We start from the raw sequence: 13624 nt of genomic DNA on the forward strand, positions 1-13624 counted from the left end.
TTGGCTTGTCTTAAAAGTATCTTCCTTACATATAGATGTAGGGAGGAGGGGAGCGCATGCTTTCAAGGTGGACAGGGGTCTTTCAGATTGCAGCCGTGTATGTGGGCACAGTGGTGGGGGCAGGGTTTGCAACTGGAAAAGAAATTGTTGAGTTTTTTACCCGTTATGGCTTTTATGGCTTTATTGGGATTTTAATAGCAGGGTATATTTTCATATTTAGCGGTACGAAAATCATGCTCATTTCTTCAAGAATCAACGCATCTTCCTATGAGGAGTTCAATCAGTTCCTTTTCGGGAAGAAAATAGCCGGCATCATCAATACCTTTTTCCTCATCATGTTATTGGGCGTGACAGCTGTCATGATCTCCGGAGCTGGTGCGGTGTTTGAAGAACAACTGGGCATACCGAAAAGTATCGGAAGCTGGTCGACAATCATCCTTGCATCGCTTGTGTTGATGATGGGGATGCGCGGGGTATTCACGGTTAATTCCTTTGTCGTGCCGATCATGATATGTTTTAGCATCATCCTCTTTTGCTCGACATTGGGAAACGGGGAGTTTGTAAGGAATCTTACCAAGATTCCGGATGAAGTGATCACCTTGAAAACGATTTTATCACCATTTGCCTATACAGCCTTCAATCTTGCATTGGCACAGGCAGTCCTTGTGCCCGTTGCATATGAAGTCCGGGATGAGAAGGTCATCAAGCATGGTGCGATTCTTGGCGGTGTTTTTCTGACGGTCATCTTGTTGACTGGGCATTTTTCACTCATGACACTTCCTCACGTGAATCGTTTTGAAATCCCTTCGGCGGTAATCATGAGGACAGCTGCATCCCAATTGTATTGGATGTTCATTTTGGTGATTTACGGGGAAATATTCACCTCGGTGATTGGCAATATATATGGATTACAGAGACAAATCAGCCGATATATTAAACTGCCAAGCATCTTGATCATTGCTTTGATTTTTTTTATTGCGTTAGGGATAGGTGAACTTGGATATGGCAGGTTACTAGGCTATATTTATCCGGTTTTTGGATATATCAGCCTGCTTTTTTTAATGTTGGTGTGGAAAAGCAAGGGAGGAAAGGGATAAGGAAGAACAGGGACGTGGCTTTCGCCTCCGTCCCAAGACAAGATGGTCATTCTTTCGAAATCGTTTGGGCCATTTTTAAAAAAGCATCCCTGTAATCCTTATCCTTCTTCGTGAAGAGGGTGAGGCGAAGGGGCTCATTTACATTTTTGATCAATATGGAGGTAATGACTTCATCCTCGTTCTTCACTTCAAATCCCGTTCCATTTCCGATATCAAGCCCTGGGTCCGTTATCGTTCCGGTAAGGCTTTTCAGTTGTACTTGAACATTTCTTTCTGCTTCGTCCCAATCGACATCACCTGTCAGCAGTTCAATACGCATAAAGACAGAGTCATCTGCATTTAAGGCTACTACATCTTTTCCGGGATCTTCGGCACTGAACTTAAACTGCTGAAGTACATAGAGACTAAATGGCTGGTTGTCACTTCTTTTTAGAAAGGCCGTTTTTTCTATCGTTCTGCCGTTATTCACATATTGCAAATTCTTTTCCATCAGCCTAATTTTGTTGCTCTTCCCCGTATCGCCATGTTCTCGATGAGCTGAATGGTTTTCATTATGTCCTTTCCCAGCATGTTCCTTGGGCGCGACCTGGCTATCGTCTTTAACCGTTCCACAGCCAGTTAACAAAATGCCAGCCAATGTGGCACAGCCCGTATAAATTCTCCAATTGGTCATGTTTGGCACCTCATTCTTCTGATTTGCGATGCGGAGGATAAAATTTCCGATATATGAATAGACGGTATGGACAGGAAAAAGTTACAAAGGATACTGTGAAATGAAAGCGGAATGGTCTGTTTAGTGACCATTCCGCTTAGCTATGATGAAGTTATCCGATAATTTTATAGTTTTTATGATTGACGACGGTTTTTTGTTCAAGTTCCAAATCACGATAATTCTCCATATACGTGACGTCCACGATTACGGAATTCTCGTTCACTTTCTCGACGATTCCTTTCAGGCCTTCTCTAAATTCAATGATATTTCCAACTTCCGCTTTCTTCATGGTAATCATCCTTTCTCATTTCGTTTCCAATGATTAAAAAGTAACTATGGAGTAATTGGATTATTCGAACATCTTGCCGTTTAGATTTTGACGTGGGGAGTGCAAGTAAGAGAAATGGATATCTTCTCTGTCAATACAGTAAGCTGAACCTTCAAAGGGAGGGCCTTTCTTGTCATGAATCAATTGTGATGATAAGGTATCATTTGGTAGATCTTGTATTTGGAGGTGCGCTGACCAGTATGTATTCCTATGTACAAAAAATGCCAAACATTTTACATTATGATATTTTACTATACAGTTTGCACTATTTTAAAGCATACGTAAAGAATAATGTAGCGAGTATGGGCAAAAAAATCAGATTTAAATGCAGTGCCCAGCTTATGATAGAATGGAAACGGAATTTCTCCTGTCCGATGGATGGAAGCTGATTGAGAAAAAGGGGGATCATATGATGAATGCAGAAGATGCCAAAGAAGTGCTGAATAAACTGGCAAATCGTGAAATGGATGAATACAGGATATCGAAGGAAGATTTCTTAGGGTTTCGTAAGGTGCTTGTGAACAGGGAAGATTTTAGGCATTTCCGCGGCAATGCACAGCATAACGGTGTGATCATCTATACGTATCTAGATGAAGCTAGAAGCTGATAACAGGAACAAGGGGAGGGTGGCTCACTATTTGAGCCACCCTCCCATCATTTACAGCCAACATTCATTTGCCTTCTTAATTTGACTAAAGCCGACCTTCGCCAAGATTTGACGGCGGAGGGGGATACTTCGTAAATCTCGGCGATTTCGGTCACTGTTCTATTATGCAAGTAGGTCTGCAAAAGCCATCTTTGCTGATTTAAGGTCAATCCTTCCGTGTAGGCGAATATATTTTCACTCTTGAAGGCCTCTTCGTGTAGGGAAAGGGGGGCCATGATTTCAAGTTTGAGGGCATCTGTTGGTTTGGTGTTGGCATCATATTTATGATGCTTCTTCAATTCATTCATGATCCGGCCCTTGATGACAGTATAGGCATAGTTATGGAATTTTCCGTGGTCCGCATTGAAATTCCGATAAGACTCCCAGAGGGCGATCAACCCTACTTGGAAATATTCTTCCTTATTTTTATAAATGGAAAGAGACTGGATGATGTGATGAATCATCGGGGTGAATTTTTCCGTTATCGCCGAAAAATCGGTCATAAAGCACAACTGCCTTTGGAAAGTGCACTTTCAAGTATTCCCGGGTGCTTTTACCATATACGATTAAAATTTTTTTAGCGAAAGGGCATATCCGAAGAATGAAAGCTCTAATGAGTAGGCTTGGATCCGGTTGAAGGCGATTTTCATCCCAGTAACTGGCCGTATCGTGATCAATTGGGAGTGAAATCCTACTCATGTTCCTTTCGATAGGCTTTTAGCTCCTGAACGATGATCTCTTCCAGTTCTTCCTCTGCATTCATGGAAAAACCGTAAACAAACGAAGAAGGGCCTTGCTGTTTCCAAAGGATTTTCCCCCGCAATCCAAGGTGATGGTCATTTAGTTTTAACGTAAGCATTAATTCGAAGTCAGCGTCTTCATGTAGATTTAGCGGGGTCTGGAATTTTACTCCCCTAGGGCTGATGTCGAGAACGGACATGGGCCCGATTCGGCTTTCATGTTCTAAGTTGGCAACCTTTGTAATGCTGAAAAAACCAGGAAGCGGTGGGGAGAAACTGAATCGAAATGCTTCATTCCGGTTATATTTCATTATGTATCCCCTTCAAATATTTCTACAGTACGTGCAGATGCTTCAGAAATCGCCCGTCTCAAGAAAACAGTGCGCATTACCTCTGCGATTTTCGGAATCCGGCATCTTGTGCTTCTTGTTCGGTACAAAACATTTCTTCCGCTTTGGTTATATCGTAGAATTGGCCGGAGGGAATGTGATAGAGTTTATCGCCTTTAGAATTTATATTCCCTTTAATCTCAGGTTTCGTGCATGTCAAGGCCTCGGCGGTTTCAGGTTTAGGTTTTGAGGTTTCGATGGTCTTCGAGTCATCGAAGCCTTTTGAAGTGGCGTAGTCTTCAAGAGACCAAATGCCGATTCTCTCTTTTTGGGCCTGTTTTTGAATCGATTGTAATTCATCCAGATATTTAGTATTTGGAGCATATACATAGGCCACTCTTGCAAGGCCTTTTTCAAGCAGGAGTTTATTCACCATTTTACCATCCACATAAAAATAGGCGAGCAGGCGACCATATTTATCTCTTTCGCCAATACCTGTTTCCACTTCAACTGTAGACCCCGCAGGCATTAGATTCTTGGTGAACTTGCTTGCTTCCGGACCAAACGGCTGTACTGGCTTGGAAGGGTGGACAGTTTCCGGTGTGTCGATCAACAAAAGCCTGACCGTTTCTTCATTGCCATTCGCCAGTTTGATTTTTACCGTATCGCCGTCAACAACCCTGACGATCTTGGCTGGGAAGGTCTTGCCCTTTTCTTCTTTGACAGGAGAATCTGTATGGGGGTGGAAGTCTTCATTGGACTTCGAAATTTCTTGTTTCGATCCGTCTTCCAGGCTATCTAATGTTTCCTGGCAGCCAGTCAAGAAGAATATGCAGAACGCACTCATGAGAATTGCGTGCAGGCAAGTTTGGAAAAAGGAATTTCCGTTCATTGGTAGTCCTCCATTTCAAAGGTGTTTTTCGTGATTCATGAATCTATATGGCAGGAATAATACTAACCTATAAAAAAGCGAATGAAAATGATAAAACCTGTAAATTTGCGTTTCTTTGCTACCCTAAAGTCTGATAGTTTCTTATAATGGAAAAGTGGAATAGAGGAGGAAGGCTTGAATCATGATATTTAGGCTCGAAAAAATCAGGTATAAAGGGATTCTGCATATCGATGAACTGAAAATAACAGCTGGTGCGGTTACCTGCTTGACTGGAGAAAGCGGAGCGGGAAAGACTTCTTTGCTCCGGCTGTTGAACAGGATGAATGATCCGGATAGCGGTTCGATCTTTTATCAAGGGCAGTTGCTAGAGAGTTTCAACCCGATCGAGCTGCGGCGTAAAGTCACGATGCTATCGCAAACGCCCTTCACCTTACCGGGAACGATTGAAGAGAATCTCCAGGCTGGCCTGGAAATGACGGAACGGAAAAAGAAGGATGAGGCAGAATTGTTTAACGTGCTGGAAACGGTTCAATTGCAAAAGTCTTTATCAGAAGGGGCGGAGAATCTTTCAGGCGGGGAGAAGCAAAGGCTTGCGCTTGCTAGATTGCTGTTATTGAAGCCTGAAGTGTATTTATTGGATGAGCCGACAGCTGCGCTTGATGAGGAAACCGAGCTGAGGGTGATGAGTTGTTTTTTGGAAGCAGTGAAACGGGATAAGGGAACGGTCATCATGATCACCCACTCCAAACAGCTTGCTGCAATATGCGCCCAAGAGACGATCACATTGAAAAAGACGAAAGAAGGTGAGTAGTTATGGATGAGAATGGAATAATAAATATTGAGTTCTGGCGTCTTTGTGCAGCTTATATCTTTGTTGTAGTCCTGCTAATCATCGTGAAATGGCGGGGGATTTCAAGGGAGAAGCAAATCATCCTCGCTACGGTGCGGATGACGGTACAACTTATCCTTGCCGGGTATGTTTTGACATATATCTTTGAAAATCCCCATCCATTGCTCTCCTTGGCTTTTTTATGCGTGATGGCCCTGTTCTCCATCCATAATATTTTTAAGCAAGTTCCATTTACGCCCAATAAGCAAATCAAAAGGATGGTCATCTTAAGCATGTTGACTGGCCCCATGGCTGCCTTGTTTTATTTTAATTTAGTCGTGATTCATTTCACCCCTTGGTACGAGCCAAGATATTTCATTCCAATCGCAGGAATGATTGTCGGGAATGCGATGACTGGTGTGACCTTGGCGCTTAAAAACCTTCATGGCGGGATTGTCGATAATCGGGACAAAGTCGAAGCGATGCTAATGCTGGGAGCCACTCCTGCGAGGGCTGTAAAAAGCTATGTGGATGCAGCTTTCGACTCGGCAGTGCTCCCGACACTGAACAATATGCTGGGTATGGGAATCATTTTCCTTCCCGGTATGATGACGGGGCAGATCATGTCGGGGATAAGCCCGCTCATTGCCATTGAATACCAGATTGCCATCCTTATCGGGATTCTCGGTAGTGTCTCACTGACGGTTGTTCTCTTCATCATGCTGAGCTTTAGGGCCTTTTTTACCAAAAATGCGCAGCTTTGCATTTAATCATTGAAAAATTCTAATAAGTAATAGTTGCAGTTCCATCTATATTTTTGTACTATTTTTAGGTACTGAATAGTTTTGGTTTGTTTGTTGGGTATGATAATGCTATTCTGATAAGGAAAAGGGCATTTCTTTTTTCATTTCTTTCCTGATTGGATCGAGAAACCCCCTTACATAACCTATTTTGTTAATTTATCTTAAAGGAGATTGATTCATATGGTAGAAAAAACATTTACGGTAACGGCAGAAACAGGAATTCACGCTCGTCCAGCTACATTGCTTGTACAAGCTGCAGGAAAATTCGATTCGGATATTAACCTTGCTTATAAAGAGAAAAAAGTGAACCTGAAGTCGATCATGGGCGTAATGTCCTTAGGGATTGGCAAAGATGCAGTAATCACGATTTCTGCTGAAGGAAGCGATGAAAACGATGCCCTAAATACACTGGCTGATACATTGAACAGAGAAGGATTAGCAGAATAATGTCCACTTTGATTAGTGGAATAGCAGCTTCAAACGGGATAGCCATCGCTAAAGCCTATCGTCTTACAGAGCCAGATTTAACGATTGAAAAAAGAAGCATTGAAGACGTTCAGGCAGAAATATCCCGTTTTAAGGAAGCTATTCAAAAGTCAACGGTTGAGTTAGAGGTAATCAGGGATAAAGCTGAAAAAGATTTAGGGGCCGACAAGGCTGCTATTTTTGATGCGCATCTGCTCGTATTGGCAGATCCGGAGCTTATTAATCCGATCTCCGACAAAATACAATCGGAAAAAGTCAATGCTGAGTTTTCTCTGAACGAGACAGCAAGCATGTTCATCACGATGTTTGAGCAAATGGATAATGAATACATGAAGGAACGTGCAGCGGATATCCGCGACGTTACGAAGAGGGTACTTTCCCATCTGTTAGGTGTCCATATTCCAAATCCGAGCTTGATTGCCGAAGAAGTGATCATCGTTGCCGAGGATTTGACACCTTCGGATACAGCTCAGCTGAATCCAGTTTACGTGAAAGGGTTTACGACTGACATTGGCGGCCGTACATCTCATTCAGCCATTATGGCACGTTCATTGGAGATTCCAGCTATCGTTGGCGCCAAAACAGTTACATCTTCCATTGAAAATGGAGATTTGGTCATCATAGACGGATTAAAGGGTGAGGTGCATATCAATCCTACTCCTGAATTGGTGAAACGCTACGAAGAGCAACAAGTTGCCTATGCTAACCAAAAGGCTGAGTGGGCCAAGCTGGTTCATGAAAAAACGGTTACGAAAGATGGCCATCATGTTGAATTGGCTGCCAACATCGGGACGCCGAAAGATTTGGAAGGCGTACATCAAAACGGCGGTGAAGGAATTGGGTTATACCGTACAGAGTTCCTTTATATGGGCAGAAATGACTTCCCTAGTGAGGAAGAACAGTTCGAGGCTTATAAAGCGGTACTGGAAGGAATGGCAGGAAAGCCTGTGGTAGTCCGCACCCTGGATATTGGCGGAGATAAGGAACTGCCTTACCTACAGCTTCCGAAGGAAATGAATCCCTTCCTTGGATACCGTGCAATCCGTCTTTGCCTTAATGAACAGCAGATATTCCGGACACAGCTCCGTGCGCTTCTTCGTGCCAGCGTTTATGGAGATTTGAAAATCATGTTCCCGATGATCGCCACATTGGCCGAGTTCCGCGAAGCGAAGGCCGTTATGGCCGAAGTCAGACAGGAATTGCTTGATGGCGGTGTTCAAGTTGCCGAGAACATTCAAGTCGGCATCATGGTCGAGATTCCGTCTACAGCCGTTATGGCAGACGTTTTTGCCAAGGAAGTCGATTTCTTCAGCATCGGCACCAACGATTTGATTCAATATACGATGGCTGCCGATAGAATGAATGAGAGAGTATCTTATTTATATCAACCATATAACCCAGCAATTTTACGTCTGGTCAAAATGGTCATCGATGCTGCTCATAAAGAAGGAAAATGGGCTGGAATGTGCGGTGAAATGGCTGGAGATGAAGTAGCCATCCCGATCCTGATCGGTCTTGGACTTGATGAATTTTCGATGAGCGCCACTTCGATCCTGAAAGCACGGTCATTGATCAGCCAACTTTCGCTTGAAGATATGAAAAAACTATCTCAGGACGTTTTAGAGCTGGATACGAACGATAACGTGAAAGAAGCGGTTATCAATGCTTTGAAGTGATAAATAGTGGCGAATAGGCTCCCTTTTCATGACTCGTTAGGAGGGGGGGCCGAGCCATCACTTATTTCTTTCAATTTTCGGAAATATGTTTATTGCAAAAAAAACGGGGTATATAAGAATCAAGCACAGTTGTTAGCTCTAAGTGGAACAGCTGACATTCTCATTTCCCCCTTTGACGCCGGTTGGATTATCCAGCCGGTCGTTTTTTTTGAGTCTATATTCATATGGAAGTACTAAAAAAACGCATCAAAATGATTATTCAGATTTTTCACTTTTCGTTTATAACGCTATAATGGAGTTATATTTGCTATATGGAGAATGGAGGATTTGAAATGGAATTAAACTTGCAACAGAAAAATGCTTTGATCTTAGCATCAAGTCAAGGGTTGGGGAAAGCGATAGCGGCAGAGCTGGTTAAAGAAGGAGCAAATGTTATGCTGGCCAGCCGCGATGAACAAAAGCTCGCTGCGGTTCAAAAGGAATTATCACTGCTTGGCGGCGGCAAAGTAGCATATGTAGCAACGGATCTTACGGATGCCGAAGCTATCAAAAGCTTGGTAAACCAAACTGCTGCAGAGTTTGGTGGCATAGACATCCTTATAAATAACGCTGGAGGCCCACCAGGGGGAAGCTTTACCGATTTCAATGATGAGGATTGGCAGCAGTCTTTCGAACTTAATTTACTGAGCTTCATCAGGACCATCCGTGAAAGCCTGCCGCATCTAAAAAAACAGGGTGGCAAAATCGTCAATATCGCATCTTCATCCATCAAGGAGCCCATTCCAGGACTGATATTATCGAATACCTTCAGGACTGCAATCGTCGGGTTGTCCAAGACATTGGCAACCGAATTGGCACCAGACAAGATCCTAATCAACACAGTTGGCCCCGGCAGGATCGCCACGGATCGTGTTCAGCACCTCGACAAAATGAATGCAGAGAAGCTGGGGGTCACACAGGAGAAGATTACAGAACAATCCATCGGAAAAATCCCCCTTGGCCGCTATGGGCAGCCCGAGGAATTCGCGAAGTTCGTGACATTTCTTGTTTCGGGTGCCAATACATATTTAACCGGCCAATCTTATTTAGTTGACGGGGGAATGGTGAAATCCATTTAAACGTATCATGTAACAAAAAGATTTGGAGGAATCGATAGTGACGCAATTGAAAAAGACAATAGGATTCATAGGTTTAGGAGTCATGGGCAAAAGCATGGCTGGAAATCTGCTTAAAGCAGGATATGAGGTTCGTGTATACACAAGGACAAAGGAAAAGGCGGATGAGGTGATTTCTCAGGGCGCCACATGGGACGCAGCGCCTAAGGAAATTGCACGGAAGGCCGATGTGATCATTTCCATGGTAGGTTACCCACGTGATGTGGAAGAAATTTATTTTGGAGAAGACGGGCTTATCGAACATGGCAGGGAAGGAACATATCTAATCGATATGACTACCTCGACCCCATCTTTGGCGATGGAAATCGCCGAGAAAGCCAAGAAAAAAGGCATGGCTGCATTGGATGCACCTGTTTCCGGAGGCGATATCGGTGCACGTGATGCAAAGCTTACCATCATGGTAGGCGGGGAAAGTGCCGCATTCGAAGCAGTTAAGCCCATTTTTGATCAGCTGGGCAGTAATGTTGTCCATCAAGGTCCTGCCGGATCTGGACAGCATACCAAAATGTGCAATCAAATTGCGATTGCTTCCAATATGATCGGAGTAACTGAAGCGATCTCTTATGCCAAGAAGGCTGGGCTTGACCCGGAACGCGTCCTGCAAAGCATTTCATCTGGTTCTGCCGGAAGCTGGTCGCTGTCTAATTTGGTGCCTCGGATGGTCAAAGGAGATTTTGAACCAGGTTTTTATATCAAGCATTTTATAAAAGATATGAAGATTGCCCTTGATGAAGCGGAAAGAATGGGAATGGACGCTCCGGGATTAAGCTTGAGTAAATCCCTTTATGAAGATCTTGCGGAAGCTGGCGAGGAAAATAGCGGGACACAGGCATTATATAAACACTATAATTAAGTGCTAGCTTTTCTTATTTTTGAATAAGCTGATAGCGACAGCCTTTACAATGAGGAGTGATCGTTATGGGCGAATTCGATGATATTCATATGAAATTCCAGGAATTAGAGGATGGTCGATATATTGTCAGGATTGAAGGGTTTAAGCGTGAAAAAACCATTCATCAAACAAAGCCCATTCGCTGGGACCTGAAATTGATGAATGAAAGTCCTCTGATCCTGCCGGTCAAGTTCAGTCATATTGAAACGAATGCCGGATTCCAGATCTTAATGCGGGAATTGAAAAACTTAGGCTTTTCAAAACCGCGCTCTGCAAAGGAATTCGAAGAAGTGATGGCTGATCTGCTCGGATCGATCGTTGAAGTGAGCCTTACGACGACGAACAAAGAAGAAGGATACCGGGAGATCCGTTTTTTACGGAGATTATATTGACCGCCATCTGGCATTCACTCAAAAAAATGCTTGAGATTGGCATACATCCGAATAATAGGGGCCTTCAATCACTGATCCGATTGAAGGCCTCTTTTTTGTATACCGTTAACTTAAAAAAGCCTCCAAACGGTCCAATGCCTTTTCCAGCGTGTCCATGGAATAGGCATAAGATAACCTGAAATACCCTTCGCCTAGAGGAGAGAATGCATCTCCCGGAACTACAGCCACCTTTTCCTGCTTAACCAGGCTGAGGCAAAAATCAAGCGAGGAGGAATACCCTCCAGGAAGTTTAATGAAGAAGTAAAACGCCCCATTAGGCTTCACTATTTCCAGCTTCATTGATTGCAATCGGCTGTATACATATTCCCTTCTCCTTGCGTATTCCTCCTTCATCGGAATGGCATCATCCTTGCCTGCGGTCAAGGCTTCCAGGGCCGCCCTCTGCGATATGGAAGAGGCACAGGTCACATTGTATTGATGAACCTTCAGGATATGCTTGGAGATGGACATGGGGGCAAAAAGAAGCCCTATCCTCCATCCTGTCATGGAATGGGACTTGGACAATCCATTCAAGACGATTGTTTGTTCCTTAAGGAATGCGGCAATCGAAACATGCTCCTGATCGAATACGAGTTCACTGTATATCTCATCGGCCAATATGAAAATATCCTTACCGCGAACTAGATCGGCAATGTCCTGGAGTTCACTGGCAGACAATGTCACCCCGGTTGGATTCGATGGGTAGGGTAAAACGATGCAGCGAGTGCGGTCGGTTATGTACGCTTCGATAATATCAGCTGTCAGACGGAACCCGTTATTGGTTGTATCGGCATAAATGGGGGACGCACCGCACATTTTGATGATTGGTTCGTATCCTGGATATACCGGTCCCGGCAAGATCACTTCATTTCCTGGGGTGAGGATCGTCCGGAATGTAATGTCGATGCCCTCACTGGCACCAGAAGTGACGATGACTTCATTCCCCGGATCATAGGTAAGCTTGTATTTTTCCATAACATAAGCAGCTGCAGCTTCACGTAATTCAAGATAACCAGCATTATGGGTATAAACCGTATGATCCTGATCGATAGCTTGTTTGGCCGCCTCTTTAATATGCAATGGGGTGGGGAAATCAGGCTGTCCTATCGTTAAAGAAATGGTCCCTTCGATTTCAGCGACCATATTGTAGAATTTTCGGATTCCTGATATTTGAACGTCTCTTACTAAAGGGTTAACCAAGTGTTCCATCTATGTATCCTCCCTTTTCATACTTCATGAAATACTGTACTTCGTTTCACTGTTCCATCCTATTTTAACATTTAGTTTGGAAGGGGGATAAATACTTTTTGAGATTCATGAAATAAAGGTATAATGAAAAATAAGAAAAAAATTGAGGGCTGATACATATGATAAGAACTTGCTCAATAATGACCAACCAAGAAGTGAATGTTGATTTACCGCTATCAGATTTGAATGATTCGAATATAGAGTGGTATTGGGTGGATTTTTCCAATCCCACAAAGGAGGAAATCGAGTTATTATCGAAGCACTTCCATTTTCATCCGCTGGCAATCGAAGATTGCCTCGATGACTTTAATCAACGTCCCAAGATGGATTTTTATGAAAACTATCAATTTCTTGTGCTTCATGCTCTGAGACAGAAGGTATTCAAGGCTGTTGAATTGGATATGTTTGTCGGGGAAAAATGGATCGTCACTTTCCATAAGGAAGAAATGCTTGAGCTAGAAAGGGTATGGGAAGAAATTTCTGGTAATAAAATGCTGAAGCAAGGCCCGTTTTTTTTGATGCACAGAATCATCGATAGGATCGTCGATGAATTTTTCCCTCCCGTTTATAAAATTGAAAGCGAGTTAGGGATCATTGAAGACAACACGGAAAATGAAACGATTAACGATCTGATGGATCAGCTATTCGATTTGCGGACGGATATGTCCAGGCTCCGGCGGACCATTTTACCGATGCGTGACTTATTATACAGGATGATTTCATCTGAGCGACTGAATTATTTGAAGGATCAGCATCTGTATTTCAATGATGTATATGATCACCTTTTGAAGTTAACCGAAATGCTGGAATCCTATCGGGATTTTTCCTCTGATATCAGGGATAGTTATTTATCGGTGAACTCCAATAACATGAATTCGACGATGATGACCTTGACCGTCATCACGACCATTTTCATGCCGTTAACCTTCATAGTGGGTATATATGGGATGAACTTTGAAAATATGCCTGAATTGACCTGGCACTATGGCTATTTCCTCATCCTTGGAATAATGGGTGGAATTGCTTTGATGATGTTTTTATATTTTGTCAAAAAAGGCTGGCTGAACCCAAGGAAAAAATAACGCATATCAGGGGGCTAAGGGAACACTCCTGCATTAGAATGTACGGAGGAAAATTGTAAGGAGTTTCATCAACGGGAGAGTGCGAATTCAAGGAAGGCCAACAAGCGCAAAAGCGACGAGGGGGCTTCCTACGGACTGCCCCTGAATTAGCGAGTGACAGCTGTGAAAGGAAATGATAAAAGGACAAAATCCTCCAAACTGGAGGGATTCGTCCTTTTATTTCATTTTCAGGTAAAGCGCCGCATCGTTGACCGTCCG

At 43.3% G+C, this 13624-nt stretch carries 16 protein-coding genes; 10 read left to right on the top strand and 6 right to left on the bottom strand.

Going from position 1 to position 13624, the window contains the following annotated elements; all coding sequences use genetic code 11:
* The first annotated feature begins 56 nt into the window (after positions 1 to 56).
* Positions 57 to 1097, top strand: coding sequence for a YkvI family membrane protein (locus tag QNI08_RS05395; protein ID WP_285766417.1), 1041 nt, complete (start codon positions 57 to 59; stop codon positions 1095 to 1097).
* A 46-nt stretch (positions 1098 to 1143) separates the two neighbouring features.
* Here QNI08_RS05395 and QNI08_RS05400 read toward each other — a convergent pair whose 3' ends face one another.
* Complete coding sequence (locus QNI08_RS05400) at positions 1144 to 1770, bottom strand: hypothetical protein (RefSeq protein WP_285766418.1); 627 nt, start codon at positions 1768 to 1770, stop codon at positions 1144 to 1146.
* A gap of 151 nt (positions 1771 to 1921) precedes the next feature.
* Positions 1922 to 2098 carry a YkvS family protein gene (locus QNI08_RS05405; RefSeq protein ID WP_064505160.1) on the bottom strand — a complete coding sequence of 59 codons (177 nt, stop codon included), beginning with the start codon at positions 2096 to 2098 and terminating at the stop codon, positions 1922 to 1924.
* 448 nt (positions 2099 to 2546) lie between these two features.
* On the opposite strand from QNI08_RS05405, the gene QNI08_RS05410 reads away from it, so the two are divergent.
* Positions 2547 to 2744 (top strand): hypothetical protein, encoded by a 198-nt coding sequence (locus tag QNI08_RS05410; RefSeq protein WP_483313746.1) that lies wholly within the window; start codon positions 2547 to 2549, stop codon positions 2742 to 2744.
* Positions 2745 to 2791: 47 nt separating this feature from the next.
* Here the strand turns inward: QNI08_RS05410 and QNI08_RS05415 are convergent, their stop codons facing one another.
* The 3 genes from QNI08_RS05415 to QNI08_RS05425 form a co-directional block, all read right to left on the bottom strand.
* Positions 2792 to 3286: a sigma-70 family RNA polymerase sigma factor gene (locus tag QNI08_RS05415; RefSeq protein ID WP_285766419.1), complete on the bottom strand. Its 495-nt coding sequence runs from the start codon at positions 3284 to 3286 to the stop codon at positions 2792 to 2794.
* A 188-nt stretch (positions 3287 to 3474) separates the two neighbouring features.
* On the bottom strand, positions 3475 to 3834 hold the full coding sequence (locus tag QNI08_RS05420) for a PilZ domain-containing protein (protein WP_285766420.1): 360 nt from the start codon (positions 3832 to 3834) through the stop codon (positions 3475 to 3477).
* A 76-nt stretch (positions 3835 to 3910) separates the two neighbouring features.
* On the bottom strand, positions 3911 to 4744 hold the full coding sequence (locus QNI08_RS05425; RefSeq protein WP_285766421.1) for a thermonuclease family protein: 834 nt from the start codon (positions 4742 to 4744) through the stop codon (positions 3911 to 3913).
* A 181-nt stretch (positions 4745 to 4925) separates the two neighbouring features.
* Here QNI08_RS05425 and QNI08_RS05430 point away from each other — a divergent pair, with 181 nt between their 5' ends.
* From QNI08_RS05430 to QNI08_RS05460, 7 genes are all read left to right on the top strand, one after another.
* Complete coding sequence (locus QNI08_RS05430) at positions 4926 to 5555, top strand: ABC transporter ATP-binding protein (protein WP_285766422.1); 630 nt, start codon at positions 4926 to 4928, stop codon at positions 5553 to 5555.
* A gap of 2 nt (positions 5556 to 5557) precedes the next feature.
* Entirely contained in the window at positions 5558 to 6343 is a 786-nt protein-coding gene (locus QNI08_RS05435; protein ID WP_285766423.1) for an ABC transporter permease, read from the top strand.
* Positions 6344 to 6556: 213 nt separating this feature from the next.
* Positions 6557 to 6823, top strand: a complete 267-nt coding sequence (locus tag QNI08_RS05440; RefSeq protein WP_285766424.1) for a phosphocarrier protein HPr — start codon at positions 6557 to 6559, stop codon at positions 6821 to 6823.
* On the top strand, positions 6823 to 8538 hold the full coding sequence (ptsP, locus tag QNI08_RS05445) for a phosphoenolpyruvate--protein phosphotransferase (protein WP_285766425.1): 1716 nt from the start codon (positions 6823 to 6825) through the stop codon (positions 8536 to 8538). The genes QNI08_RS05440 and ptsP overlap by 1 nt, the downstream gene beginning before the upstream one ends.
* Positions 8539 to 8870: 332 nt before the next feature.
* A complete protein-coding gene (locus QNI08_RS05450) occupies positions 8871 to 9656 on the top strand; it encodes an SDR family oxidoreductase (protein ID WP_285766426.1) in 786 nt (261 codons plus the stop codon).
* Positions 9657 to 9693: 37 nt separating this feature from the next.
* Positions 9694 to 10566 carry an NAD(P)-dependent oxidoreductase gene (locus tag QNI08_RS05455; RefSeq protein ID WP_285766427.1) on the top strand — a complete coding sequence of 291 codons (873 nt, stop codon included), beginning with the start codon at positions 9694 to 9696 and terminating at the stop codon, positions 10564 to 10566.
* 65 nt (positions 10567 to 10631) lie between these two features.
* Complete coding sequence (locus QNI08_RS05460) at positions 10632 to 10997, top strand: hypothetical protein (RefSeq protein ID WP_285766428.1); 366 nt, start codon at positions 10632 to 10634, stop codon at positions 10995 to 10997.
* Between the two features lie 105 nt (positions 10998 to 11102).
* On the opposite strand, the gene QNI08_RS05465 is transcribed toward QNI08_RS05460, so the two are convergent.
* Positions 11103 to 12245, bottom strand: coding sequence for an aminotransferase A (locus tag QNI08_RS05465; protein ID WP_285766429.1), 1143 nt, complete (start codon positions 12243 to 12245; stop codon positions 11103 to 11105).
* A 179-nt stretch (positions 12246 to 12424) separates the two neighbouring features.
* On the opposite strand from QNI08_RS05465, the gene corA reads away from it, so the two are divergent.
* Complete coding sequence (gene corA / locus QNI08_RS05470) at positions 12425 to 13366, top strand: magnesium/cobalt transporter CorA (RefSeq protein ID WP_285766430.1); 942 nt, start codon at positions 12425 to 12427, stop codon at positions 13364 to 13366.
* Positions 13367 to 13624 lie beyond the last annotated feature (258 nt).

The organism is Peribacillus folii, from assembly GCF_030271255.1.
Taxonomy (GTDB): domain Bacteria; phylum Bacillota; class Bacilli; order Bacillales; family DSM-1321; genus Peribacillus.

Excerpts from the sequence above, each read along its gene's own strand:
- QNI08_RS05435 (WP_285766423.1), top strand. The coding sequence starts at position 5,558 with ATGGATGAGAATGGAATAATAAATATTGAGTTCTGGCGTCTTTGTGCA.
- QNI08_RS05400 (WP_285766418.1), bottom strand. The coding sequence starts at position 1,770 with ATGACCAATTGGAGAATTTATACGGGCTGTGCCACATTGGCTGGCATT.
- QNI08_RS05430 (WP_285766422.1), top strand. The coding sequence starts at position 4,926 with ATGATATTTAGGCTCGAAAAAATCAGGTATAAAGGGATTCTGCATATC.
- QNI08_RS05395 (WP_285766417.1), top strand. The coding sequence starts at position 57 with ATGCTTTCAAGGTGGACAGGGGTCTTTCAGATTGCAGCCGTGTATGTG.
- QNI08_RS05460 (WP_285766428.1), top strand. The coding sequence starts at position 10,632 with ATGGGCGAATTCGATGATATTCATATGAAATTCCAGGAATTAGAGGAT.
- ptsP (WP_285766425.1), top strand. The coding sequence starts at position 6,823 with ATGTCCACTTTGATTAGTGGAATAGCAGCTTCAAACGGGATAGCCATC.
- QNI08_RS05405 (WP_064505160.1), bottom strand. The coding sequence starts at position 2,098 with ATGAAGAAAGCGGAAGTTGGAAATATCATTGAATTTAGAGAAGGCCTG.
- corA (WP_285766430.1), top strand. The coding sequence starts at position 12,425 with ATGACCAACCAAGAAGTGAATGTTGATTTACCGCTATCAGATTTGAAT.
- QNI08_RS05415 (WP_285766419.1), bottom strand. The coding sequence starts at position 3,286 with ATGACCGATTTTTCGGCGATAACGGAAAAATTCACCCCGATGATTCAT.
- QNI08_RS05450 (WP_285766426.1), top strand. The coding sequence starts at position 8,871 with ATGGAATTAAACTTGCAACAGAAAAATGCTTTGATCTTAGCATCAAGT.
- QNI08_RS05410 (WP_483313746.1), top strand. The coding sequence starts at position 2,547 with ATGATGAATGCAGAAGATGCCAAAGAAGTGCTGAATAAACTGGCAAAT.
- QNI08_RS05465 (WP_285766429.1), bottom strand. The coding sequence starts at position 12,245 with ATGGAACACTTGGTTAACCCTTTAGTAAGAGACGTTCAAATATCAGGA.
- QNI08_RS05425 (WP_285766421.1), bottom strand. The coding sequence starts at position 4,744 with ATGAACGGAAATTCCTTTTTCCAAACTTGCCTGCACGCAATTCTCATG.
- QNI08_RS05420 (WP_285766420.1), bottom strand. The coding sequence starts at position 3,834 with ATGAAATATAACCGGAATGAAGCATTTCGATTCAGTTTCTCCCCACCG.
- QNI08_RS05440 (WP_285766424.1), top strand. The coding sequence starts at position 6,557 with ATGGTAGAAAAAACATTTACGGTAACGGCAGAAACAGGAATTCACGCT.